Genomic DNA, 22,953 nt, shown 5'->3' on the forward strand with positions numbered 1-22,953 from the left:
CCCCCTCTAGGAACCACATTTCGATGTCCGCTTACAAGATCACCGAACACAAGTACGACATGGTCGTGGTCGGCGCCGGCGGCGCCGGCCTGCGCGCGACCTTCGGCCTGGCCCAGAAGGGCCTGCAGACGGTCTGCCTGACCAAGGTCTTCCCGACCCGTTCGCACACCGTGGCCGCGCAGGGCGGCATCTCCGCCGCGCTCGGCAATATGGGCGAGGACGACTGGCGCTACCACTTCTACGACACCATCAAGGGCTCGGACTGGCTGGGCGACCAGGACGCGATCGAGTACATGTGCCGCGAGGCGATCCCGGCGATCATCGAGCTGGAGCACTACGGCGTGCCGTTCAGCCGCACCGAGGACGGCAAGATCTACCAGCGTCCGTTCGGCGGCATGACCACCAAGTACGGCGAAGGCCCGTCCGCGCAGCGCACCTGCGCCGCCGCCGACCGCACCGGCCACGCCATGCTGCACACGCTGTACCAGCAGTCGCTGGCGCACAACGCGCGCTTCATGATCGAGTACTTCGCGCTCGACCTGATCTTCGACGAGGAAGGCGCCTGCCGCGGCGTGCTCGCCCTGGACATGGCCGAAGGCTCGCTGCACCTGTTCCGTGCCCACGGCGTGGTGCTGGCCACCGGCGGCTACGGCCGCGCCTACTTCAGCGCCACCTCGGCGCACACCTGCACCGGCGACGGCGGTGGCCTGGTGATGCGCGCCGGCCTGCCGATGCAGGACATGGAGTTCGTGCAGTTCCACCCGACCGGCATCTACGGCGCCGGCTGCCTGATCACCGAAGGCGTGCGCGGCGAAGGCGGCATCCTGCGCAACAGCAGCGGCGAGCGCTTCATGGAGCGCTACGCGCCGCACTACAAGGATCTGGCCTCGCGCGACGTGGTGTCGCGTTCGATGACCATCGAGATCCGCGAAGGCCGCGGCGTCGGCGAGCACAAGGACCACATCCTGCTCGACCTGACCCACCTCGGCCCGGGCGTGATCGACGACAAGCTGCCCGGCATCGCCGAGAGCGCGCGCATCTTCGCCGGTGTCGACGTGCACAAGCAGCCGATCCCGGTGATCCCGACCGTGCACTACAACATGGGCGGCATCCCCACCAACTACCACGGCGAAGTGGTGCGCAAGGACGGCGACAACCCCGATGCGGTGGTGCCGGGCCTGTACGCCATCGGCGAGGCCGCCTGCGTGTCGGTACACGGTGCCAACCGCCTGGGCTCCAACTCGCTGCTCGACCTGGTGGTGTTCGGCCGCGCGGTGGCCAACCGCTGCGCCGAGACGATCAAGACCGGCGCGCCGCACAAGGGCCTGCCGGGCGACGCCTGCGACAAGGCGCTGGGCCTGCTGGACAAGCTGCGCAACGCCAACGGCAGCACCCCGACCTCGGTGATCCGCGACAAGATGCAGCGCACCATGCAGTCCGACGCGGCGGTGTTCCGCACCAGCAAGACGCTGAAGGAAGGCGTGGACAAGATGGCCGACATCTTCGCCAGCTTCGAGGACGTCAAGGTGTCCGACCGCTCGCTGGTGTGGAACTCCGACCTGATCGAGACCTACGAGCTGAACAACCTGCTGCTCAACGCAGTGGCGACGATCAACTCGGCAGAACAGCGCAAGGAAAGCCGCGGCGCGCACGCCCACGAGGATTTCCCCGACCGCGACGACGTCAACTGGCAGAAGCACACGCTGGTCACCGTCGACGACAAGGGCCAGTGCAGCTTCGACTACCGCCCGGTGCACATGTACACGCTCAGCAAGGACGTGGACGTGGTGCCGCCGAAGCCGCGCGTTTACTGACCACAGCCGGGAAACGGGAGTAGGGAATCGGGAATCGAGAACAGCGCATGCGCTCTTCGCTCCCGCTTCCCATTCCCCATTCCCCAATCCCCATTCCCGGATTTTAAAGCCATGGCAGAGTTCACCCTCCCCAAGAATTCCAAGATCGGCAAGGGCAAGCACTTTCCCGCCAAGGGCGCGAAAAATGTGCGGACCTTCAAGGTCTACCGGTGGAATCCGGACGACGACAGCAACCCGCGGACCGACACCTACGAGGTGGATCTGGACGCGTGCGGCCCGATGGTTCTGGACGCGCTGATCAAGATCAAGAACGAGATCGACCCGACCCTGACCTTCCGCCGCTCGTGCCGCGAGGGCATCTGCGGGTCGTGCGCGATGAACATCGACGGCACCAACACGCTGGCCTGCACCAAGGCGATCGCCGACTGCGGCAAGAAGGAAGTGCCGATCTACCCGCTGCCGCACATGAGCGTGGTCAAGGATCTGGTGCCGGACCTGACCCACTTCTACGCGCAGTACGCCTCGATCAAGCCGTGGATCCGCACCCAGACTCCGCCGCCGCCGGATCGCGAGCGGCTGCAGTCGCCGGAGGACCGCAAGAAGCTCGACGGCCTGTACGAGTGCATCCTGTGCGCCTGCTGCTCGACCAGCTGCCCGAGCTACTGGTGGAACGGCGAACGTTACCTGGGCCCGGCGATCCTGCTGCAGGCCTACCGCTGGATCATCGACTCGCGCGACGAGGACACCGGTGCGCGTCTGGACGATCTTGAAGATCCGTTCAAGCTATACCGCTGCCACACCATCATGAACTGCGCGCGGACCTGCCCGAAGGGCCTGAACCCGGCGCTGGCGATCGCCGAGATCAAGAAGCTGATGATGGCGCGCCGCGCCTGATCGCAGCGGCGCACGTTCCAAGCGGCGGGCCTGCCCGCCGATCGCGCGGCACCGGCTTTCGGGTTCGGTGCCGCGTTCGTTTTCGGCGGCTGCCGTGCGGCGCCGCCCCCAGGCAAGGGCGCATGCGATGGACGAGAGCACCGAACTGAAGAAGCTGCGCTGGCGCTGCCGCCGCGGCATGCGCGAACTGGACCAGTTGTTCGGCCGCTACCTGGACCGGCGCTGGGGGGAGGCTTCCGAGGCCGAGCGCGGGGTTTTCCTATACCTGCTCGATTGCGAGGACGATAAGTTGTGGCGCTGGTTCATGGGCTACGAGGCCTGTCCCGATGCGCGCGCCGCCGATCTCATCGCTTCCATCCGCGCCATGCCGGCTTGACTGGCGCCCCTCGCGCTGGCTGCTGGCCGCGCTGACCCTGCTCGGCGCGCTGGCGCCGCTGTCGCTGCTCGGTTCCGATCTGCCGTTACGTCTGGCTTGGCCGGCCGCCGTGCTGGCGCTGCTCTACGCGGCGTGGCTGCTGCGCCGTGAGGCCGGGCGGGCGCCGCGCACGTTGGTGCTTCCTGCCGGCGCCGGTGCGCCCAGCGTCGACGGCGCGGCAGTGAGCGCGCTGCAGGTCGCCTGGCGCGGGCCGCTGGCGTTCGTGCGCTGGCGCGACGCGCAGGGGCGCACCCAGCGCCTGGCGTGGTGGCCGGACACGCTGCCACCGGCGGCACGACGTGAACTGCGTCTGGCCGCTGCCGCCCATGCCGCTTCGTCTGCGCCGCCGCAAATGGCACCATAGCGCTCCCTGGATGGTGGCTGCGCATGTTCAAACCCTTACCCGTGGCCATCGGCCTGCGCTATCTGCGCGCCAAGCGCCGCAACAATTTCATCTCCTTCATCTCCATGGCCTCGATCCTCGGCATCGCCCTGGGCGTGACCGTGCTGATCACCACCCTGGCGGTGATGAGCGGGTTCCAGAAGGAGATCCGCGACCGCCTGCTGCAGATGGCCGCGCACGCCACGGTCAGCGCGCAGGGCGCGCCGATGGAGGACTGGCAGCACGCGGTGGACGTGGCCATGCGCGACAAGCGCGTCGCCGGCGCCGCGCCCTACGTCGAGGAGGAGGCCCTGCTCACCGGCCAGCGCAACCAGCCGGCGATCGTCCGCGGCATCCTGCCCAAGGAAGAGGCCAAGGTCTCGGTGCTGGCGCAGAAGATGAAGCAGGGCTCGGTCGACAGCCTGACCCCGGGGTCCTACAACATCCTGCTTGGCCAGGAGCTGGCGCTGTGGCTGGGCGTGGGCGTCGGCGACAAGGTGGTGGTGATGCTGGGCGAGCCGCAGGCCAGCCCGATGGGCATGGTGCCGCGCTACAAGCGCTTCACCGTCAGCGGCATCTTCGAGGCCGGTTACAACGAGATCGACCGCGGCCTGGCGGTGACCAGCATGCCGGACCTGCAGCGCGTGCTGCGCATGGGCGACGGCGTCACCGGCGTGCGCCTGAAGCTGTACGACATGGACCAGGCCTGGAACGTGGCGCGCGACCTGGCGCTGAACCTGCACGGCCCGTACATGGTCAGCGACTGGACCCGCGAGAACGCCAACCTGTACCAGTCGCTGAAAATGGAAAAGACGGTGATGGGCATCCTGCTGTCGCTGATCATCGCGATGGGCGCGTTCAACCTGGTGTCCTCGCAGGTGATGCTGGTGACCGACAAGCAGGCCGACATCGCCATCCTGCGCACGCTGGGACTGAGCCCGGGCGGGGTGATGCAGGTGTTCATGGTGCAGGGCACGCTGATCGGCGTGATCGGCACCGTCGCCGGCGTGATCGGTGGCATCGTGCTGACGCTCAACCTGGAGCGGATCCTGGCCGGCATCGAGGCGGTGTTCAACATCAAGCTGCTGCCGGAGGACGTCTACTACATCACCGGCCTGCCTACCGACATGCAGCCGCACGACGTCATGGTGATCACCATCGTGGCCTTGCTGATGAGCTTCCTGGCCACGCTGTACCCGGCCTGGCGTGCGGCGCGCACGCAGCCGGCGGAGGCGCTGCGCTATGAATGAGGGCCGGGAATCGGGAATGGGGAATCGGGAATCGGGAATGCAGAAGCCACAAGCGGGCGCGGCGATCCGCGCCGAAGGCCTGGCCAAGACCTACGCCGAAGGCAAGATGCGCACGCCGGTGTTCGACGGCCTTGAGCTGAGCGTGGCCGCTGGCGAGACCGTGGCCATCGTCGGCGCGTCCGGTGCCGGCAAGAGCACCTTGCTGCACCTGCTCGGCGGCCTCGACGTGCCGACCTCCGGCGAGGTCTACGTGGCCGGGCAGCGCATGTCGGCGCTGACCGACGCGGCGCGCGGGCAGTTGCGCAACCGCTCGCTGGGCTTCGTCTACCAGTTCCATCACCTGCTGCCCGAGTTCACTGCACTGGAGAACGTGATGATGCCGGTGCTGCTGGGCGGCGCGCCGATGCCCGATGCCGATGCGCGCGCGCGGGCGCTGCTGGAATCGGTGGGCCTGGGCCATCGTCTGGAACACAAGCCGGGCGAGTTGTCCGGCGGCGAGCGCCAGCGCGCCGCGGTGGCGCGTGCCCTGGTCAATCGCCCGGCCTGCGTGCTCGGCGACGAGCCGACCGGCAATCTCGACGACAAGACCGCGGCCAACGTGTTCGCGCTGATGCTCGAACTCAACCGCGCGCAACGCACCAGCCTGGTCCTGGTCACCCACGACCGCAGCCTGGCGCGCAAGCTGGATCGCGTGCTGGAACTGCACCAGGGCAAGCTGCGCGAATTGGCGCCTGCGGACGTTTGAGCGAGCGTGGTGGCGGCATATGTCGCCACCTTGCACGGTGTCGGGAATAGTCGCGGCCTGAGGTCGCGAGCCGCCGAAGTCTGTTGCATGCGGGGCCGGGCGTGACAGCCTGGCTTGCTGTGCAGCGCTCGCGGTCACGACAAGAGCGGTGTCCTGCGCCCCGATGCAATGCGCGTCGGGACTGAAGTCCCTCCCACAGTGCACATAGACGCTTCGCCGCGCGGTGGAGCGACGTCACGCGCGACGAACCAGGCAGCGAGCCGCAGTGGCTTCACTGCATCTGCCGACACCAGCGATCCTCGGACAGGCGCAAGCACTTCGATCGCAAGCGCCCCGTAGGAGCGGCTTCAGCCGCGACGGAGCATCACCGGTAGGGCCCGTCGCGGCTGCAAGCCGCTCCTACACGTGTCACCCAGCCGCGCGCCTCAGGGAATCACCCGCTGCGCGCGCAGTCGCGTGAACAGCTCCAGGAACGATGCGCGGCTGTCGTAGTAGCCGAGGAAGCCGAGATCGCGGCTCTTGGTCATGTCGTTGACGCACTCGATCTCGCGGCCGAGGTCGGCATCGGTGTGCCACCACGAGGCGAGTTGGTTGACGTCCGCCTGCACCAGCCCATGCTGCTCGGCGATCTCGCGCCATAGGGCCGGCGCGGCGTCCTGCAGGCGCGCTTGCAGCGGCATCGGCGCCTCCGGATAGGGGGCAGGGTCCAGGCCGAAGAACGCGGCGATTTCGCCCCACATCCAGCGCCAGCGGAACACGTCGCCGTTGACCGTGTTGAAGGCCTGGTTGCGTGCGGCCGGATTGGTCGCCGCCCAGGCCAACTGGCGGCCGAGCAGGCCGGCGTCGGTGAGGTCGGTGAGGCTGTCCCACTGCGCGCGTGAGCCGGGAAACACGAACGGCTGCCCGGTGTGCTTGCACAGCGTCGCATACACCGCCAGGGTCACGCCCATGTTCATCGCATTGCTGCCGTTGGCCTGGCCGATCATGGTGTGCGAGCGGTGCACGCTCCAGCCGAAGCCATGGCGCGCGGCGGCGTCGAACAGCAGGTCTTCCAGCGTGTAGTAGAAATTCTCGCCCGGCTGCCGCGGTTCGCTCTCGCGGAATGGCGTCTCCGCCTTGCCGCTGCCGTAGTGCTCGAACGAGCCCAGGTAGTGCTTGGTGCCGGTGACCAGCGCCATGTGCTGCAGCGCTGCGCCGTCCAGGCCTTCGCACAGGTGGCGCAGCATCGCGCCATTGGCGGCGACGTTCTCCTTCTCGGTGTCGCGCCGCGTCCAGGTGCAGAAGAACACGTGGGTGATCGGTAGCCCGCGCAGCGCGGCCACGGTGGCCTCGCGGTCGAGCAGATCGGCCGCCACCGGGATCACGCCTTCCTGCGGCACCGGGCGGCGCGCCAGCCCGTAGACGGTCCAGCCGTCGGCGACCAGCACGTTGGCGAGGTTGTAGCCGGAGATGCCAGTGACTCCGACGATCAGTGCGATGCCCTTGCGCATGCGCGCACTCCTTACGACGTTGGGCACAGCACCATAGGCGCCTGGCGATGAAGCTGCGGCGAACTGCGCCAGGACTGTGACGCGGCGCGCGCTCGGCTTAGGCAAATTCTGACGCGGTGTCCCGGCGTAGCCCGATGGCCCGCGTCGGAGCGCGATGCGACGCTGGCACGGCGATCGCGATGGCATTGCACGTTGTGGATGCCCGCGCGGAGTCGTGTCGTTGCGTCCGATCCGCCGATGCCATGGAGGGCAAGCACATGCAACTGGCAGCAGAGGCCGTGTCGCGTCGAGACGTCGCTGGCGTTGGCGGGTCGCGCTGGCCGGCACCGGCGCCGTTCGGCGCTGCGGTCGCGGCCAGCCTCGCCGCCGGTGTGCTGGCCGCGCTGTGGCTGCCGCGCCTGCTGCCCTGGCCGCTGGCCGTGGCGATCCTGCTCGTCGGGGCGTCGCTGTACGTGGCGGCGCCGCGCTGGCGCTGGCTGGGGGCGTTCGCGATCGGTGCCGGCTGGCTGGCGTTGGTCGCCGGCATGGTGCTGGCAAGGCAGTTGCCGGCCGACTGGGAAAAGCGCGTGGTCGACGTCCGTGGCCAGGTGGTGGAACTGCCGCAGGCGGAGACCCGCCGCACCCGCTTCCTGTTCCGCGTAGGCAACGACGCGGCGCAGCCGGCGCCGGTGCGCGGGCGCCTGCTGCAATTGGCGTGGTACGACGACTTCGGCACGCACCAAGCCGGGCCGCGCAGCGCCCTGCGCGCCGGCGCGCGCTGGCAGTTGAAAGTGCGCCTGCGTGCACCGCGCGGCTTGAGCAATCCGGGCGGCTTCGATGCCGAGGCCTATGCGCTGGCGCAGCGGATCAGCGCCAGCGGCTACGTGGTGGTGCCGCGTGTGGCAGCGCAACTGACGCCGGGTCAGGGCATCGACGCCTGGCGTGCGGAGATGTCCGCACGCATCGCCGCGGCCGTGCCGCAGGCCTCGGCGCGCTACGTGCAGGCACTGGCGCTGGGCGACACGCGGCGCCTGGACGATCGCGACTGGCGCATCCTGCGTGCCGCCGGCCTGACCCATCTCATCGCCATTTCCGGCTTCCATGTTGGCCTGGTCGCCGGTGCCTTCGCACTGCTCGGCGGTGGCCTGTGGCGGCTGTGGCCGCAACTGGGCCGCTACTGGCCGCGCCGCCAGGCCGCGGCGGCGCTGGCGCTGCTCGGGGCCGGCGGCTACACCCTGGTGTCGGGCATGGCCCTGCCGACCGTGCGCACCGCGCTGATGATCGCCGTGGTGGTCGCGGCCCGGCTGTGGCGGCGGCCGGTGCGGGTGGTCGACGCGCTGGCGCTGGCGGCGATCGCCATGCTGCTCTGCGACCCGCTGGCGGTGCTCTCGGCCGGCTTCTGGCTGAGCTTCCTCGGCGTCGCCTGGCTGGCCTGGTGCATGCCCGACGCCGGGCGCGGCTGGCGCGAGACGCTGCGCAGTTTCCTGACCGCGCAGGGCGTGGCCACGGTCGGCCTGCTGCCGGTGAGCACGATGCTGTTCGGGCAGGCCTCGCTGGTCGGGCCGCTGGCCAATCTGCTGGCGATCCCCTGGTGGAGCCTGGTGGTGGTGCCGCTGGCCCTGCTCGGCACCGCGCTGGAGGCACTGCATGCCGGCACGGGCGTCTGGCTGTGGCGCCTGGCCGCTGCCTGCTTCGACCTGACCTGGCCGTTGTTCGTCGCCCTGGGCGAGAGCCGCTTCGCCCTGCGCTGGCTGCCGGAGGCGCGCGACTGGGCGCTGCCGCTGGCCCTGCTGGGCGCGTTCTGGCTGCTGTTGCCGCGCGCCGTGCCGGGCAAGCCGCTGGCGGCGCTGCTGTGGCTGCCGTTGCTGCACCCGCCACTGGAGCGGCCACGGCCGGGCGAGGTCGATCTGGTGATGTTCGACGTGGGGCAGGGGCTGTCGTTGCTGGTCCGCACCGCCCACCATCAGCTGCTGTACGACACCGGGCCGGCGGTGGAGGACGGCTACGACGCCGGCGAGCGGGTGGTGGTGCCGGCGCTGCATGCGCTTGGCGTGGCGCGGCTGGATCGCGCGGTGATCAGTCATGGCGACAACGATCACGCCGGCGGCCTGGCCGCGGTGCGCGCGGCGTTGCCGGTCGGCCTGGTCCAGGCCCCCGCCGGCGCGCCGTTGCCGGTGGACCGGGCCTGCGTGGCCGGCGAGGCCTGGGAGTGGGATGGGGTGCGCTTCCAATTTCTGCACCCGGCGCGGCACTTTCCCTATCTGCGCAACGAATCCAGTTGCGTGCTGCGCGTGGAGACCGCGCATGGCGCGTTGCTACTGGCCGGCGACATTGGCGACGTGGTCGAGCGCACGCTGCTGCGCGAGGCACCGCAGGCGCTGCGCGCCGACGTGGTGGTGGCGCCGCATCATGGCAGCGCGCATTCCTCGCAGCCGGCCTTCGTCGCCGCCACCAGCGCACGGCTGGTGCTGGTCTCGGCGGCCTACGGCAACCGCTTCGGCCATCCGCATCCGGGCGTGGTGGCGCGCTGGCAGGCCGCCGGCGCCGAGGTCGCCGACACCCCGCAGGGCGGTGCGCTGCGCGTGTGGTTGGGGCGCGCCGGCCTGCAACTGCGCGAGCGGCGGCCCTGGCGGGCGCGGCTGTGGGACGCGGCGGAGCGGGCGCGGGCGGCTGCTATCCTATCGGCCAGTGAACGAACGGCCGAGCGTGCCGGAGGGTTGCGACGTGTGGGAACTGGTCAAGGCCGGTGGCTGGCCGATGGTGCCGTTGCTGCTGTTGGGCGTGGTCGCGCTGGCGATCGTCCTGGAGCGGTTCTGGAGCCTGCGCCGTAGCGAAGTGTTGCCGCCGGGACTGGGCCAGGAAGTGCGCAACTGGGCCACGCGCGGCAAGCTCGACCCCACCCACATCGAATCGTTGCGGCGCAATTCGCCGCTGGGCGCGCTGCTCGCCGCCGGCCTGGACGTGCGCAACCGCCCGCGCGAGATCGTGCGCGAGCGCATCGAGGACACCGGCCGGCATGTCGTGCACCGCATGGAGCGTTACCTGAACGCGTTGGGCACGATCGCCTCGGCCGGGCCGCTGCTGGGCCTGCTCGGCACCGTGGTCGGCATGATCCAGATGTTCCTCGGCATCCTCGACCATGGCCTGGGCGATGTGAACCAGCTCGCCGGCGGCATCGGCAAGGCGCTGGTGTGCACCGCCACCGGCATGATCATCGCGGTGCCGGCGCTGATCTTCCATCGCCATTTCAAGGGCCGCATCGCCGGCTACGTGATCGAGATGGAGCAGGAAGCCACCGCGTTGACCGATGCACTGGACGGCCACGGCCGTGCCGTGGCGCCAGCGGCACGCGGCGCCGCGTCGAACGCCGCGACGGCCAAGGGCTGAGCCGGTGCGGATCCGCGACGACCGTGGCCAGGACGAGCCGCACATCGACCTGGTGCCGTTGATCGACGTCATCCTGGTGCTGATCATCTTCTTCGTCGTGACCACCACCTTCGATGCACGTTCGACGCTGCAACTGCAGTTGCCCAACGCCAGCGACCGCAATGCGCCGCCGCCGGCGCGCGCGCTGAGCGTGCTGATCAACGCCGACGGGCATTACTTCATCAACGACCAGGAAGTGCTGCGCACCGACGTGGAGTCGGTCAAGCGCAGCATCGCCCAGGTCGCCGGCGACGACCGCGAGCAGCCGGTGCTGCTGCGTGCCGACGCGCGCACGCCGTACCAGGCGGTGGTCACCGCGCAGGACGCGCTGGGCCAGCTCGGATTCCGCCGCATCGCCATCGCCACTGCCCCCGAAGTCAACAGGGACGGAAGCTCCAAGTGAATGTACCCACCGACGTGCCCGTCCAGGATTCTCCCTGGCGGACCTATCGCCGCCTGTTGTCCTATGCCGGCGGCTACCGCGGCCTGCTGCTGATCGCCGCCGTCGGCGCGCTGCTGGAAGCGCTGGCCGGCTCCGGCTTCCTGGCGCTGATGAAGCCGATCACCGACGAGACCTTCATCGCCCGCAACCGCGAGGTGGCGATGTGGCTGCCGTTGCAGATCGTCGGCCTGTTCGTGCTGCGCGGCATCGCCGGCTACGTCACCGACATGTCGATGGGGCGTGCGGCGCGGAGCATTTCCCGCGATTTCCGGGTCAACGTGCTGGACAAGTACCTGCGCCTGCCGGGCAGCCGCTTCGACGCCGAGCCGGTGGCCTCGATGCTGGTGCGGCTGGGTTCGGACAGCGAGCAGGTGGCGCAGGCCGCGGTCGACGCGATGAAGGTAATGGTGCAGCAGACCCTGCAGATCGTCGGCGCGCTGGCGGTGATGCTGTGGTACAGCTGGACCGTGACCGTCACCATCCTGCTGGTGGCGCCGCCGCTGGCCTGGGTGATGGACCGCGTGGCCAAGCGCTACCGGCGGGTCAGCCATCGCATCCAGGAGAGCAACGCGGAACTGATGCAGTCCGCCGAGCAGGCGCTGTCCGGCAACCAGGAGGTCAAGGTCTATGGCGCGCGCGCCAGCGAGATGGAGCGCTACCAGCACCTGGCCAATACCAATCTGCATCTGGCGATGAAGGTCGAATCCACCCGCGGCATCTCCTCGGCGGCGGTGCAGTTGCTGGGCGCGATCGGCCTGGCCGCGCTGCTGCTGATCGCCGGCCACGAGGCGCTGGCCGGGCGCCTGACCGCCGGCGAGTTCGTGTCGCTGATGACCGCGATGATGGCGATCATCCCGGCGTTGAAGAACCTCACCAACGTGCAGAACATGCTGCAGCGGGGCGTCGCCTCGGCGCAGCGGCTGTTCGTGGTGCTGGACGCGCCGGAGGAACAGGACAGCGGCACCCGCCACATCGAGCGCGCGCAGGGCCGGATCGAGTTCCGCGAGGTCACCGCCGCCTATCCGGGGCAGGCGCGGCCGGCGCTGGCCGAGGTCAGCTTCGTCGCCGAACCCGGCACCGTCACCGCCATCGTCGGCCGCTCCGGCAGCGGCAAGTCGAGCCTGGTCAAGCTGATCCCGCGCTTCTACGACCCGCAGTCCGGGCAGATCCTGCTCGACGGCCATCCGCTGCAGGAATACCGCCTGGAGGATCTGCGCCGGCAGATCGCCCTGGTCGGCCAGCAGGTGATGCTGTTCGACGGCAGCATCGCCGAGAACGTCGCCTACGGCGAGATGCGCGACGCGGGCCCGGCGCAACTGCAGCAGGCGATCGCCGACGCCAACGCGATGGAGTTCGTCGAGCACCTGCCCGAGGGCGTGCAGGCGCAGGTCGGGGCCAAGGGCGGGCGCCTGTCCGGCGGCCAGCGCCAGCGCCTGGCGATCGCCCGCGCCATGCTCAAGGACGCGCCGATCCTGATCCTCGACGAGGCCACCGCGGCGCTGGACAACGAATCCGAGCGGCTGGTGCAGGATGCCTTGCACCGGCTGATGCCCGACCGCACCACGCTGGTCATCGCCCACCGCCTGTCGACCATCGAACACGCCGACCAGGTGCTGGTGATGGACCATGGCCGCATCGTCGAGCGCGGCACCCACCACGAACTGCTGGCGCTGGGCGGGGTGTATGCGCACCTGCACAGCATGCAGTTCCGCGAAAGGCAGCTCGGATGAGCGAGCGCGGGCCACACACCCCCGCCTATTGGTACGGCACGGGTTCGCCGCCGTTGCACGCGCGCGTGCTGACCCCGCTGTACGCGGCGGCGATCGCGCTGCGCCGTGCGCTGTACCGGCGCGGCTGGCGCAAGCGCCACAGCATCGCCGCACCGGTGGTGGTGGTCGGCAACCTCACCGCCGGCGGTACCGGCAAGACGCCGCTGACCATCGCCCTGGTGCAGCGCCTGCGCGACGCCGGCTGGAGCCCAGGCGTGGCCAGCCGCGGCTACGGCCGCAGCCAGCCGCAGGAGCCGCGCTGGATCGAGCCGGGCACCTCGGCCGAGCAGGGCGGCGACGAGCCGGTGCTGATCGCGCGCAAGACCGGCGTGCCGGTGCGGGTGGACCGCGATCGCGTCGCCGCGGCGCGCGCGCTGCTGCAGGCCGGCTGCGACATCGTGGTCTGCGACGACGGGCTGCAGCACTACCGCCTGCAGCGCGACATCGAGATCGAGGTGGTGGACGGCCAGCGCCGCTACGGCAACGGCCGTCTGCTGCCGGCCGGGCCGCTGCGCGAGCCGGTGGCGCGCGGCAACGAATGCGATTTCCGGGTCATCAACCTCGGCCAGGCCAGCGACAGCGGCGCGCTCGAAGCCGGCTTCGGCGAATGGGCGATGCGCCTGCGCATCGACAGCGCGCAGCCGTTGCGCGGGGGCCGTGCGCGGCCGCTGCGCAGCTTCGCCGGCCAGCGCGTGCATGCCGTGGCCGGCATCGCCCATCCGCAGCGCTTCTTCGACATGCTGCGCGCGCAGGGCATCGGCGTGGTCCCGCATGCCTTTCCCGACCACCACCAGTACCGCGCCGCGGACCTGGCTTTCGGCAGCGAACTGCCGGTGCTGATGACCGAGAAGGACGCGGTCAAGTGCGCCGCCTTCGTCAACGATTGGTGCTTCAGCGTGCCGCTGGTCGCCGAGCTGCCGGCGGCGTTCTGGATCGGCCTGCTGGATCGGCTGGACAAGCTGCGCGGCCGCGCCGGCGAGTCCGGCGACTAGCGGCGCCGCGCATCGGCTGTTTCCGCCGCAATCGCGCCGGATCCAGCGTCTCCCGTAGGGGCGGCTTCAGCCGCGATGGGCGTTACCGGTAAGGCCCGTCGCGGCTGAAGCCGCTCCTACAGGACGTTCAAGACGCTTCCGAGAGGTGCCTGGAGGCACGCAGGCGGCGCGACGCTCGGGCCTGCTGCGCCGCTCGTCGCAGCCCACGCCTTGAGCGCCGCGTTGCGTCGGCCAACCGCGCTAGAACCGATAGTTCAGCGACAGCGCGGTGTTGCGCGGGGCGCCGTAGTAGCCCTGCGCCCAGTACAGGCTGTTGATGTACTTGCGGTCGGTGACGTTGTAGACGTTGAGCGTGGCGCTGAACTGCGGGGTGAAGTCGTAGTGCGCCATGAGCCCAAGCAGCGCGTAGCTGTCCTGTCGGGTGAAAATCTCATTGCCGCTGGTGTCCACGGCCTGCTGGTCGCGGGAGATGTCGCTTTGCCAGGTCAGCGTCGCGCCCAGCTTCAGCGCTTCCCACTGCGGCACGGTGTAAGTGCTGGCGAGCTTGAAGGTGCGGCGCGGCACGTAGGTGCGCACGTTGTTGCCGGCGTCGTCCTTGAGGCTCAGCTGGGTGTAGCCGGCATTGAGTTGCCAGTGTTCGCCGAGCCGGCCGGCGATGTCGAACTCGTAGCCGGTGGAGGTGGCGTCCACTGGCTTGTAGGTCTGCAGCGTGCCGACGTAGGCATCGGCTTCGGCGGTGTTGTCCTGCTTGGCGCGGAAAATGGCGAACGAGGCATTGACCCGCTGCTGCAGCCACTGGCCCTTGATGCCCAGTTCGGCGTTGCTGCCGGTGATCGGGTCCAGCACCCGCAGGTTGCGGTCCAGTTCGGTCTGCGGATTGAAGATCTCCGCATAGCTGGCGTACAGCGCGTAGTTCGGACCGAAGGTGTACACCGCGCCGACGAACGGGGTGGTCTTGCTGGCGTCGTAGACGTGCTGCACGCCGTAGTTCTGGCCGCGGCTCTCGATCCGGGTGTGGTTGACGCCGGTGATCAGCTTCAGCGCATCGCTCAGGTTCCAGCGCGCGGTGGCGTAGGCGCTGCGGCGGATCATGTCAAACGCGGCGCCGGTCGGCGCGGTGGTGAACGCCGGCAGGGCGATGTCGCCGCTCCAGTTCTCCAGGCTGGGCAGGGCGAACCAGGCGCTGGTGTCGCTGGAATCGGGGTAGGTGGAGACCTGCGAGACGTCGATGCCGGCCCACTTCACGCCGGCCACCAGTTCGTGCTCGCGTCCGCCCAGCACGAACGGGCCGCTGGCGTAGAGGTCGGCGTACTTCTGGGTTTCGTGGCTGACGTAGCGCGAGGGATAGGAGTACAGCCCCAGCCCGGTGGCGCGATCGGGCGTGCCGTAGGCGTAGAACAGGTTGCCGTCCGACTCCAGCTTGCGGTAGTTCAGCGCGGCCTTGAGCTGCCAGCCGCCGCCCAGCGCCTGCTGCAGTTCCACGAACGCGCGCTTGTCGGTGCTGTTCCAGTACGACCAGTCGGCCGAGGTGCTGGTCGAGCGTGCATAGTGGGTGGCGCTGCCGTCGCTGTAGTACAGGGGCAGGGCGCCCCACATGCCGCCATGGGGTTCGTTCTTCTGGTCGCTGGCGCCCACGCTGAGCAGGGTGCTGTCGCTCAGGTCGGCCTCGACGATGCTGTAGACGCTGCGCTTCTTCAGCGAGTAGCGGTCCAGGTAGCTGTCGCCGTCCTGGCCGGCGGCGACGATGCGTCCGCGCACGCTGCCGCTGTGGTTGAGCTTGCCCGACAGGTCCGCGTCCACCCGCCGCATGTCCCAGCTGCCGGCGGTGACGCCGACGCTTCCCTGCAGGTCCTGGGTCGGGCGCTTGCGCACGAAGTTGATCGTCGCCGACGGGTTGCCGGTCGAGGACAGCAGGCCGTTGGCGCCGCGCAGCACCTCCACGCGCTCGTACATCGCCGTGTCCAGGTCGCCCTCGGCGCCGCCGTTGGTGAACGGCAGGCCCAGCCCGTCGACCTGGAAATTGATGATGTCGAAGCCGCGCGCGGTGTAGTAGGTGCGGTCGGTCTCGATCTTCTCCACGTTGACGCCGGTGGCCAAGGCCAGTACCGCGTTGGCGTTGTCCAGGCCGAAATCGTCCATCTGCTCGCGGCCGATGCTGCTCACTGATTGCGGCGTCTCCAGCGGACTCAGCACCAAGCCAGTACCGGTGGCGCTGGGCGGCGGGGTATAGCCATCCTTGCGCTGCGCGACCACATCCAGCTTCTCCAGCTCGGTGGGTTGCCGGTCGCCGGTCGCGCTGGCGTCGGCCTCGGCGGCGCCGGCCGCGGCAGGCAGCAGCAATGCGGCGATGGCCAGGCACAGCGCACGGCGCGTGGTGGCGGAGGAGGGCGGCGCAGCGGATCGGAGCGGGGGAGCGGGGAGGTTCATCGGTGGGGTCTATAGAATGGGCGGAAGGCAACGCGGTCGTCGCGCCAGAGGCTGTCGCAGCGGCACGCGTGCTGGGACAGTCCGGTCGTCGAATGGCGAATGCGAACTATTCTCAATAATTGACGGAGAAAGATCAATTCATGGCCGGATTCGCCCCCCTCCCGCACCTGCCTGCCGCCGCCAGTGACGTTCCCACCGCCAGCGCGGTGGCGGCATGAGCGCCGCCGTGCCGCCCTTCGTGGTCGCCATCCCGGCCCGTTATGCCGCCTCGCGGCTGCCGGGCAAGCCTTTGCGTGCGCTCGGTGGCGAGCCGCTGATCCGCCACGTGGCCCGGCGTGCGCTCGCCGCCGGTGCCACGCAGGTGTGGGTGGCTGCCGACGATGCGCGCATCGCCGCCGCGGTGGCCGACCTGGACGGCGTGCACGTGGCCACGACCTCCAGCGACCACGCCTCCGGCACCGACCGCCTGGCCGAGTGCGCCGACATCGCCGGCTGGGACGATGCGACCCTGGTGGTCAACCTGCAGGGCGACGAACCGTTCGCGCCGGTCGCCGGCATCGTCGCGGTGGCCCGGACCCTGGCCGACAGCGGCGCCGAGATGGCGACCCTGGGCACGCCGGTGGACGCGGCCGAACACCTGTTCGATCCCAATGTGGTCAAGCTGGTGCGCCGCGCCGACGGCGATGCGCTGTACTTCAGCCGCGCGCCGATCCCCTGGCACCGCGACGCCTTCGCCGCCTCGCAGGCGCAGCTGCCGCTGCCCGGCCCGTGGTTGCGGCATATCGGCATCTATGCCTATCGCGCCGGCTTCCTGCGCCGGTTCGCGGCGATGCCGCCGGGGCAGTTGGAGCGGATCGAGTCGCTGGAACAGTTGCGGGTGCTGGAAGCCGGCTTCCGCATCGCGGTGGCGCTGTCGCCTGCGCCGTTCCCGCCGGGCGTGGACACGCCCGAGGACCTGGCGCGCGCCGAGGCCTATCTGCAGGGCGGCCAGGCATGAAGCTGCTGCTGGTGTGCCTGGGCAACATCTGCCGTTCGCCGATGGCCGAGGGCGCGCTGCGCCACCACCTGCAGCGTTCGCCGCTGGCGAGCGTGGTGGAGGTCGACTCGGCCGGCACCGGCGACGACTGGCACCGCGGCGAGCCGCCGGACCGGCGCGCGGTGGCCTGCGCGGCCGCGCACGACGTGGACATCGCCGGCCTGCGCGCGCGGCAACTGCGCGACCGCGACTTTGCCGAATTCGACTGGCTGCTGTGCGCCGATGCGGCGAACCTGCGCGACGTGCTGCAGCGCGCACCGGCGTCGGCGCGCGAGCGCGTGGCGCTGTGGCTGCCGTGGGCCGGCGTGCAAGGCCGGAGCGAGATCCCGGATCCTTACACCGGCGGCAGCGCGCAGTTCGAGCAGGTCTGGCAACTGGTAGACGAAGCGGCCGCCGGCAGCGTGGCACGACTGTCCGCCGACCTCGGCTCCGGCATAATCGGCCGATGAATTCCATCGCCGCCCTGGAACTTCCCGCGTCCGGCGCCTGGCTCAACGCCGAGCCGATCCGCCTGCGCGATCTGCAGGGCAGGGCGCTGGTGCTGGCCTTCGTCAATGCCGCCTCGGTGTGGTGCGCGCAGCGTCTGGCCGAACTCGGCCAGTGGCAGGCGCGCAATCCCGGACGGCTGCAGGTGATCGTGGTGCAGGTGCCGCGCTTCGACAGCGAGCGCGAGCCGCAGCGCGCGCTGAAGCTGCTGCGCAGCCAGGGCGTGTCCGCGCCGATCCTGCTCGATGCCGATTGGGCCGCCTGGCAGCGCTTCGACATCCAGGCCTGGCCGACCCTGGTGCTGATCGACGCCGGCGGTGTCGAGCGCGAGCGCCTGGTCGGCATCGGCGGCGCCGAACTGGACAAGGCGCTGCACGCGCTGTGCGCCGGGCAGCCGTTGCCGCTGGACGAGGACCTGCGCGACGCCCGCGAGACCCAGCCGGAGCCGCGCCTGCCGCTGCGCTTCCCGACCGGCCTGGTGGTGGCCGACGACCTGCTGTATGTGGCCGACAGCGGCCATCACCGCATTCTCGAATGCAGCACCAATGGCCGCGTCCTGCGCCAGTTCGGCATCGGCACCGCCGACTTCATCGATGGCGCGATCGGCGAGGCGGCGTTCCATCGCCCACGCGGGCTGGCGCTGGAGCGCGGCGTGCTGTACGTGGCCGACACCGGCAACCATGCGCTGCGCCGGATCAACCTGCTCACCGGCCAGGTCGATACGCTGTGCGGCAACGGCCGCGCCGGCGAGCCGGTCGAGGGGCGGGTGGAGCAACCGCTGCTGGCGCCCTTGAACCATCCGCAGGACGTGGTGATCGCCGACAACCAGGTGCACCTGGCGATGGCCGGCGACAACCGCATCTGGAGCTACGACCTGGGCAGCCGCAGCTTGCGCTGGCGCGCGGGCGCCGGTGCGCTGGAGCTGCGCGACGGCAGCGGCCACCTGGCCGCGTTCGCGCAGCCGTGCAGCCTGGCCGCGGTGCAGCAGGTGCTGTACGTGTGCGATGCGCTGGGCTCGGCGGTGCGCTCGATGCAGTTGCGCGGGGACCTGGTGCAGACCCTGCTCGGCGGCCAGGGGCCGTGGGATTTCGGCAACGAGGACGGGCCGCGCAGCCGTGCCCGCCTGCAGTTCCCGCAGGCGATCGCGCTGAGCCCGGACGCGCCGCTGCTGTGGATCGCCGACAGCGGCAACGGCAGCCTGCGCAGCCTGCGCCTGGGCGGCGGCGAACTCTCCACCGCGGTATTGCCGCGGCGCCTGCACGGCCCGGGCGGGCTGGCGGTGAGCGCGGGCACCGTGTGGATCGCCGAGACCGATGCGCATGCGGTGCTGCGCTACGACATCGCCAGCGGCGAACTGCGCGACCTCGCGATCGGCGAATGAGTACCCCCGAATTGCCCCCGTTCGACGGCAAGGCCTTTGCCGCCAACCTCAGTACCGCGCCCGGCGTCTACCGCATGTACGCCGCCGACGACACCTTGCTCTACGTCGGCAAGGCCGGCGCGCTGCGCAAGCGCGTGTCCAGCTACTTCAGCGGCTCGCCGAAGAACGCGCGGACCATGGCCATGCTGGCGCAGGTGGCGCGCATGGACGTCACCGTCACCCGCAGCGAGGGCGAGGCGCTACTGCTGGAAAACCAGCTGATCAAGTCGCTGTCGCCGCGCTACAACGTGTCGCTGCGCGACGACAAGAGCTATCCCTACGTGCTGCTGACCCGCGAGGAGTGGCCGCGGATCACCCTGCACCGTGGCCCGCGCGCGGTGCCCGGGCGCTACTTCGGGCCGTATCCCGGCGTCACCGCGGTGCGCGAGACGCTAAACCTGATGCACAAGCTGTTCAAGCTGCGCAGCTGCGAGGACAGCGTGTTCCGCAACCGCTCGCGGCCGTGCCTGCAGTACCAGATCGGCCGCTGCAGTGCGCCGTGCGTGGCGCTGGTGGCGGCCGACGAGTACGCCGAGGCGGTGCGCCGCTCCACGCTGTTCCTGGAAGGGCGCAGCGACCAGCTCGGCGAGGAACTGGTGCAGGCCATGCAGGCCGCCAGCGAACGCCTGGAGTTCGAGCGCGCCGCGCGCCTGCGCGACCTGCTCGGCTCGCTGCGCAGCATGCAGAGCCGGCAGTACGTGGACGGCCGCGCCGCCGACCTCGACGTGCTGGCCTGCGCCACCCAGGGCGCCAACGCCTGCGTGCTGCTGCTGGCGTTCCGCGACGGGCGCAATCTCGGCACCCGCGCGTTCTTCCCCAAGACCAATGGCGAGGACAGCGCCGCCGAAGTGCTGGGCGCGTTCGTGTCGCAGTACTACGTCGAGCACGCGCCGCCGCGCGAGGTGCTGCTGGATCGCGAGATTCCCGACGCCGAGCTGATCGAGGCGGCGCTGAGTTCGGCGGCCGAGCGCAAGGTGCAGCTGAAGTGGAACGTGCGCGGCGAGCGCGCCGGCTACCTGGAGCTGGCCAGCCGCAACGCCCAGGCCACCCTGGTCACCGAACTGACCAGCCGCAACGCCCAGCACGCGCGCAGCGAGGCGCTGCGCGAGATGCTCGGCCTGGCCGAGCCGGTCAAGCGGGTGGAGTGCTTCGACATCAGCCACACCATGGGCGAGGCCACGGTGGCCTCGTGCGTGGTGTTCGATGCCAGCGGCCCGGTGCGCAGCCAGTACCGGCGCTACAACATCAGCGGCATCGAGCCGGGCGACGACTACGCGGCGATGCGCCAGGCGATCGAGCGCCGCTTCCGTCGCGCCGCCGAAGGCGAGGGCAAGGGCGATGCGGTGCTGCCGGACGTGCTGCTGATCGATGGCGGCGCCGGCCAGTTGGCGCAGGCCACCGGGGCGCTGGCCGACCTGGGCGTGGACGGGGTGCTGCTGATCGGTGTGGCCAAGGGCGCCGAGCGCCGCGCCGGCCACGAGACCCTGGTGATGCCGGACGGGCGCGAGCTGCGGCCGGGCGCGGCGTCGCCGGCGCTGCAGTTCATCCAGCAGGTGCGCGACGAGGCGCACCGCTTCGCCATCACCGGCCACCGCGGGCGCCGCCAGAAGGCGCGCATGACCAGCAAGCTGGAGGACATCCCCGGCATCGGCCCGCGGCGCCGCGCCAGCCTGCTCAAGCACTTTGGCGGACTGGCCGGGCTCAAGGCCGCCGGCGAGGCCGAGATCGCGCGGGTGGAAGGGATCAATGACGCACTGGCTGCACGAATCTACGCTAACCTGCACGGGCTGCCGGTACCCGATCCGGCAGGCGAGTAGAGCAGCGCAATGAAGTTGACCATCCCCACCTGGCTCACGCTGCTGCGGATCGTGATGATCCCCGTGCTGGTGCTGGTGTTCTATCTGCCGTACACCTGGACCAACTTCGCCTCGGCGGCGATCTTCGGCCTGGCCGCGTTCACCGACTGGCTGGATGGCTGGGTGGCGCGGCGCTATCACCAGTACTCCGCGTTCGGCGCGTTCCTGGATCCGGTGGCCGACAAGCTGATGGTGGCGGTGGCGCTGTTCCTGATCGTGCAGGGCCACCCGACGCCGTGGATGGCGTTCTGGGCGGCGGTGATCGTCGGCCGCGAGATCGCGGTGTCGGCGCTGCGCGAGTGGATGGCCGAGATCGGCCAGCGCGCCAAGGTGCGCGTGGCGATGATCGGCAAGATCAAGACCACCGCGCAGATGGTGGCGCTGCTGTGCCTGCTGTACTCGGTGATGCCAGACGGCTCGCCGCCGGAGAGTGTGTGGATGGGCCTGTTCGTCTTCCACGTCGGCGACTGGACCCTGGCCATCGCCGCGATCCTGACCCTGTTGTCGGGCATCCAGTACCTGCATGCGGCCTGGCCGAGCCTGCGCGACGACGAGCGCGCCGCGGTAGCGGAAAAGAACGCGAAAAAAATCGAAGGCAACGGTTGACAGGCTGCGTGGTCCCGGTAGAATTCGCGGCCTCAAGCGGGAATAGCTCAGTTGGTAGAGCGCAACCTTGCCAAGGTTGAGGTCGCGAGTTCGAGTCTCGTTTCCCGCTCCAGATCATGAAAACAGGACCTTCGGGTCCTGTTTTCGTTTTGGGTGATGCGCTGCGATGGTGGGTGGGCACGTGCACGCGGCGCGACCCTTGCGCATTGCGAGTGGGGCCTTGCCCGCTGCCGACGGTGCGGCGTCGTGCGCAACGTTTCGCCTGGACAGCCTGCCATCGTCTGCCGCTGTCGCAGCCGCCGTGCTGCCTGTCGCTGTCATTGGGCCGCGTGATCGCGCGACGTGGCGCGTGTGGTTTCCTTGCTCCCAACTGCGTGTGCCGACGACGGTGCCTCTTCCCGCCATTGGCCTGGTCGGTCGCGCGCGAATGCTGGCGCATTGGCGCCGGCGACCGGAATGGCGGTTCCGGATCGGGATTGTGTCGACCGCCGTGATAGAAGCCTGCGGTAGCGTCGATGGCGGCTTGCAGACCGTGCAGCGGCGCCCGCCGAGAGGCAGTTGGCCCGGCCAGGGTGTGCGGGCAACGCGTGCGCCGGCATCGACTGTCAGGCGCCGCGCGAAGCGATGCCGTCCACTCACCTGCCACTTCAGGAGCTACCGATGACCTTCGAGATCGCGACCTGGTACGACACATGGAACGCCACGGGTGCCGACAATCTTGCGCAGGGCAAGGTCCCGCTCGGCTATGCGAGCCGTTACAACCTGGCGTTCGGCAGCTTCGTGCCGGCCGCCAGCGGCTACACGCTGGATCTGGACCAGCAATTCGCCATGCAGAATCTCGCCCAGATCAAGGCGCAGGCGCCGACGGCGGTGATCTATGCCGGTGTGGGCGACACCGGACTGGCCGAGACGGCGGCCGACAACCGCAACAACGCCAACCGTTCCACGGCCAATATCGTGGCCTACCTGCAACAGCACGGTCTCGCTGGGATCAGCATCGACGCCGAAGGCGGTGGCATGCCATTCGTCGTCGAGCTGGTCGGCCAGCTCAGCGCCAGCTTCAAGGCGGCAGGGCTGGGCATCGCGGTGTCGGTGCCATGGCCAGGCAATGGTCCGGACGGCCTGTATGGCGAGGGTGCGGTGGCGGCATTCAATCAGTACGTCGATGCCGCGGAGTTGCAGGATTATTCCTCGCTGGGCACGCCGCAGGATGCGCAGGTGTGGCTCGATGCCGGAGTCAGCGCCGGCATCCTGATGGGCGGTGTGGCCACCGAGAATGGCGATGTGCAGACCTCGCTCGAGGACACCGCCGCCTGGACAAATTACGCCTTGCAGCACGGACTGCGCGGCATGTTCAGCTGGCGGCTCGACAACGATCATGGTCTGGACGGCAAGAACGAAGACGTGCAACCGACCTTCACCGGTGCCAAGACGATCTACGACACGGCCCAGGCGCAGTCGGGCGGTACGACCGCAGCGCGCTAGCGCGTCGCGCGTGCCGCGCCGCTTGTTCGTGCGCAGCGA

The 22,953-nt window shown here is 69.8% G+C and carries 19 protein-coding genes and 1 tRNA gene; 18 read left to right on the forward strand and 2 right to left on the reverse strand.

The window, feature by feature from the left end:
- Positions 1-23 precede the first annotated feature (23 nt).
- The 6 genes from sdhA (at position 24) to lolD (ending at position 5,500) form a co-directional block, all read left to right on the forward strand.
- The gene (sdhA, locus tag RAB71_RS08905) at positions 24-1,814 is read left to right on the forward strand and encodes a succinate dehydrogenase flavoprotein subunit (protein WP_010342654.1); all 1,791 of its coding nucleotides are present in this window, start codon (positions 24-26) and stop codon (positions 1,812-1,814) included.
- Positions 1,815-1,925: 111 nt separating this feature from the next.
- Positions 1,926-2,708 (forward strand): succinate dehydrogenase iron-sulfur subunit, encoded by a 783-nt coding sequence (locus RAB71_RS08910; protein WP_010342653.1) that lies wholly within the window; start codon positions 1,926-1,928, stop codon positions 2,706-2,708.
- Between the two features lie 127 nt (positions 2,709-2,835).
- Complete coding sequence (locus RAB71_RS08915) at positions 2,836-3,084, forward strand: succinate dehydrogenase assembly factor 2 (protein ID WP_010342652.1); 249 nt, start codon at positions 2,836-2,838, stop codon at positions 3,082-3,084.
- Positions 3,035-3,487, forward strand: a complete 453-nt coding sequence (locus tag RAB71_RS08920) for a hypothetical protein (protein ID WP_010342650.1) — start codon at positions 3,035-3,037, stop codon at positions 3,485-3,487. The genes RAB71_RS08915 and RAB71_RS08920 overlap by 50 nt, the downstream gene beginning before the upstream one ends.
- A 23-nt stretch (positions 3,488-3,510) precedes the next feature.
- Positions 3,511-4,755 (forward strand): lipoprotein-releasing ABC transporter permease subunit, encoded by a 1,245-nt coding sequence (locus RAB71_RS08925; protein WP_010342649.1) that lies wholly within the window; start codon positions 3,511-3,513, stop codon positions 4,753-4,755.
- A gap of 16 nt (positions 4,756-4,771) precedes the next feature.
- The gene (lolD, locus tag RAB71_RS08930) at positions 4,772-5,500 is read left to right on the forward strand and encodes a lipoprotein-releasing ABC transporter ATP-binding protein LolD (protein ID WP_175300596.1); all 729 of its coding nucleotides are present in this window, start codon (positions 4,772-4,774) and stop codon (positions 5,498-5,500) included.
- 425 nt (positions 5,501-5,925) lie between these two features.
- Here lolD and RAB71_RS08935 read toward each other — a convergent pair whose 3' ends face one another.
- On the reverse strand, positions 5,926-6,990 hold the full coding sequence (locus RAB71_RS08935; protein ID WP_010342645.1) for an SDR family oxidoreductase: 1,065 nt from the start codon (positions 6,988-6,990) through the stop codon (positions 5,926-5,928).
- 257 nt (positions 6,991-7,247) lie between these two features.
- Here RAB71_RS08935 and RAB71_RS08940 point away from each other — a divergent pair, with 257 nt between their 5' ends.
- Genes RAB71_RS08940 through lpxK form a run of 5 tightly spaced genes read left to right on the forward strand, consistent with a single transcriptional unit; the run spans position 7,248 to position 13,598 of the window.
- Positions 7,248-9,800 (forward strand): DNA internalization-related competence protein ComEC/Rec2, encoded by a 2,553-nt coding sequence (locus RAB71_RS08940; RefSeq protein ID WP_104609568.1) that lies wholly within the window; start codon positions 7,248-7,250, stop codon positions 9,798-9,800.
- Positions 9,694-10,356: a MotA/TolQ/ExbB proton channel family protein gene (locus RAB71_RS08945; RefSeq protein WP_029562039.1), complete on the forward strand. Its 663-nt coding sequence runs from the start codon at positions 9,694-9,696 to the stop codon at positions 10,354-10,356. The genes RAB71_RS08940 and RAB71_RS08945 overlap by 107 nt, the downstream gene beginning before the upstream one ends.
- Positions 10,357-10,360: 4 nt before the next feature.
- Entirely contained in the window at positions 10,361-10,798 is a 438-nt protein-coding gene (locus tag RAB71_RS08950; protein ID WP_010342642.1) for a biopolymer transporter ExbD, read from the forward strand.
- Positions 10,795-12,567, forward strand: a complete 1,773-nt coding sequence (gene msbA, locus RAB71_RS08955) for a lipid A export permease/ATP-binding protein MsbA (RefSeq protein WP_010342641.1) — start codon at positions 10,795-10,797, stop codon at positions 12,565-12,567. The genes RAB71_RS08950 and msbA overlap by 4 nt, the downstream gene beginning before the upstream one ends.
- Positions 12,564-13,598: a tetraacyldisaccharide 4'-kinase gene (lpxK, locus tag RAB71_RS08960; RefSeq protein WP_104609562.1), complete on the forward strand. Its 1,035-nt coding sequence runs from the start codon at positions 12,564-12,566 to the stop codon at positions 13,596-13,598. Before msbA ends, lpxK begins: the two co-directional genes overlap by 4 nt.
- A 240-nt stretch (positions 13,599-13,838) precedes the next feature.
- On the opposite strand, the gene RAB71_RS08965 is transcribed toward lpxK, so the two are convergent.
- Positions 13,839-16,025, reverse strand: a complete 2,187-nt coding sequence (locus RAB71_RS08965; protein WP_081481957.1) for a TonB-dependent siderophore receptor — start codon at positions 16,023-16,025, stop codon at positions 13,839-13,841.
- Positions 16,026-16,239: 214 nt separating this feature from the next.
- Here RAB71_RS08965 and kdsB point away from each other — a divergent pair, with 214 nt between their 5' ends.
- The 7 genes from kdsB to RAB71_RS09000 all read left to right on the forward strand — a co-directional run bounded on the left by kdsB (position 16,240) and on the right by RAB71_RS09000 (position 22,914).
- Positions 16,240-17,022, forward strand: coding sequence for a 3-deoxy-manno-octulosonate cytidylyltransferase (gene kdsB, locus RAB71_RS08970; RefSeq protein ID WP_010342638.1), 783 nt, complete (start codon positions 16,240-16,242; stop codon positions 17,020-17,022).
- Complete coding sequence (locus RAB71_RS08975; protein ID WP_010342637.1) at positions 17,019-17,510, forward strand: low molecular weight protein-tyrosine-phosphatase; 492 nt, start codon at positions 17,019-17,021, stop codon at positions 17,508-17,510. Before kdsB ends, RAB71_RS08975 begins: the two co-directional genes overlap by 4 nt.
- Positions 17,507-18,928, forward strand: coding sequence for a hypothetical protein (locus RAB71_RS08980; RefSeq protein ID WP_010342635.1), 1,422 nt, complete (start codon positions 17,507-17,509; stop codon positions 18,926-18,928). The genes RAB71_RS08975 and RAB71_RS08980 overlap by 4 nt, the downstream gene beginning before the upstream one ends.
- Positions 18,925-20,784 (forward strand): excinuclease ABC subunit UvrC, encoded by a 1,860-nt coding sequence (gene uvrC / locus RAB71_RS08985; protein ID WP_010342634.1) that lies wholly within the window; start codon positions 18,925-18,927, stop codon positions 20,782-20,784. The genes RAB71_RS08980 and uvrC overlap by 4 nt, the downstream gene beginning before the upstream one ends.
- A gap of 9 nt (positions 20,785-20,793) precedes the next feature.
- On the forward strand, positions 20,794-21,429 hold the full coding sequence (pgsA, locus tag RAB71_RS08990; protein WP_010342633.1) for a CDP-diacylglycerol--glycerol-3-phosphate 3-phosphatidyltransferase: 636 nt from the start codon (positions 20,794-20,796) through the stop codon (positions 21,427-21,429).
- A gap of 36 nt (positions 21,430-21,465) precedes the next feature.
- Positions 21,466-21,541 (forward strand) — tRNA-Gly (locus tag RAB71_RS08995).
- Positions 21,542-21,987: 446 nt separating this feature from the next.
- Positions 21,988-22,914: a glycosyl hydrolase family 18 protein gene (locus tag RAB71_RS09000; RefSeq protein ID WP_199774632.1), complete on the forward strand. Its 927-nt coding sequence runs from the start codon at positions 21,988-21,990 to the stop codon at positions 22,912-22,914.
- Positions 22,915-22,953: the final 39 nt, after the last annotated feature.

Origin of the sequence: Xanthomonas sacchari (genome assembly GCF_040529065.1) — a bacterium.
GTDB classification, from domain to species: Bacteria; Pseudomonadota; Gammaproteobacteria; order Xanthomonadales; family Xanthomonadaceae; genus Xanthomonas_A; species Xanthomonas_A sacchari.

Bases quoted from the DNA above. Each gene is read 5' to 3' on its own strand.
- sdhA (WP_010342654.1), top strand. From the start codon at position 24: ATGTCCGCTTACAAGATCACCGAACACAAGTACGACATGGTCGTGGTC.
- RAB71_RS08910 (WP_010342653.1), top strand. From the start codon at position 1,926: ATGGCAGAGTTCACCCTCCCCAAGAATTCCAAGATCGGCAAGGGCAAG.
- RAB71_RS08915 (WP_010342652.1), top strand. From the start codon at position 2,836: ATGGACGAGAGCACCGAACTGAAGAAGCTGCGCTGGCGCTGCCGCCGC.
- RAB71_RS08920 (WP_010342650.1), top strand. From the start codon at position 3,035: ATGCGCGCGCCGCCGATCTCATCGCTTCCATCCGCGCCATGCCGGCTT.
- RAB71_RS08925 (WP_010342649.1), top strand. From the start codon at position 3,511: ATGTTCAAACCCTTACCCGTGGCCATCGGCCTGCGCTATCTGCGCGCC.
- lolD (WP_175300596.1), top strand. From the start codon at position 4,772: ATGGGGAATCGGGAATCGGGAATGCAGAAGCCACAAGCGGGCGCGGCG.
- RAB71_RS08935 (WP_010342645.1), bottom strand. From the start codon at position 6,990: ATGCGCAAGGGCATCGCACTGATCGTCGGAGTCACTGGCATCTCCGGC.
- RAB71_RS08940 (WP_104609568.1), top strand. From the start codon at position 7,248: ATGCAACTGGCAGCAGAGGCCGTGTCGCGTCGAGACGTCGCTGGCGTT.
- lpxK (WP_104609562.1), top strand. From the start codon at position 12,564: ATGAGCGAGCGCGGGCCACACACCCCCGCCTATTGGTACGGCACGGGT.
- RAB71_RS08965 (WP_081481957.1), bottom strand. From the start codon at position 16,025: ATGAACCTCCCCGCTCCCCCGCTCCGATCCGCTGCGCCGCCCTCCTCC.
- kdsB (WP_010342638.1), top strand. From the start codon at position 16,240: ATGAGCGCCGCCGTGCCGCCCTTCGTGGTCGCCATCCCGGCCCGTTAT.
- RAB71_RS08975 (WP_010342637.1), top strand. From the start codon at position 17,019: ATGAAGCTGCTGCTGGTGTGCCTGGGCAACATCTGCCGTTCGCCGATG.
- RAB71_RS08980 (WP_010342635.1), top strand. From the start codon at position 17,507: ATGAATTCCATCGCCGCCCTGGAACTTCCCGCGTCCGGCGCCTGGCTC.
- uvrC (WP_010342634.1), top strand. From the start codon at position 18,925: ATGAGTACCCCCGAATTGCCCCCGTTCGACGGCAAGGCCTTTGCCGCC.
- pgsA (WP_010342633.1), top strand. From the start codon at position 20,794: ATGAAGTTGACCATCCCCACCTGGCTCACGCTGCTGCGGATCGTGATG.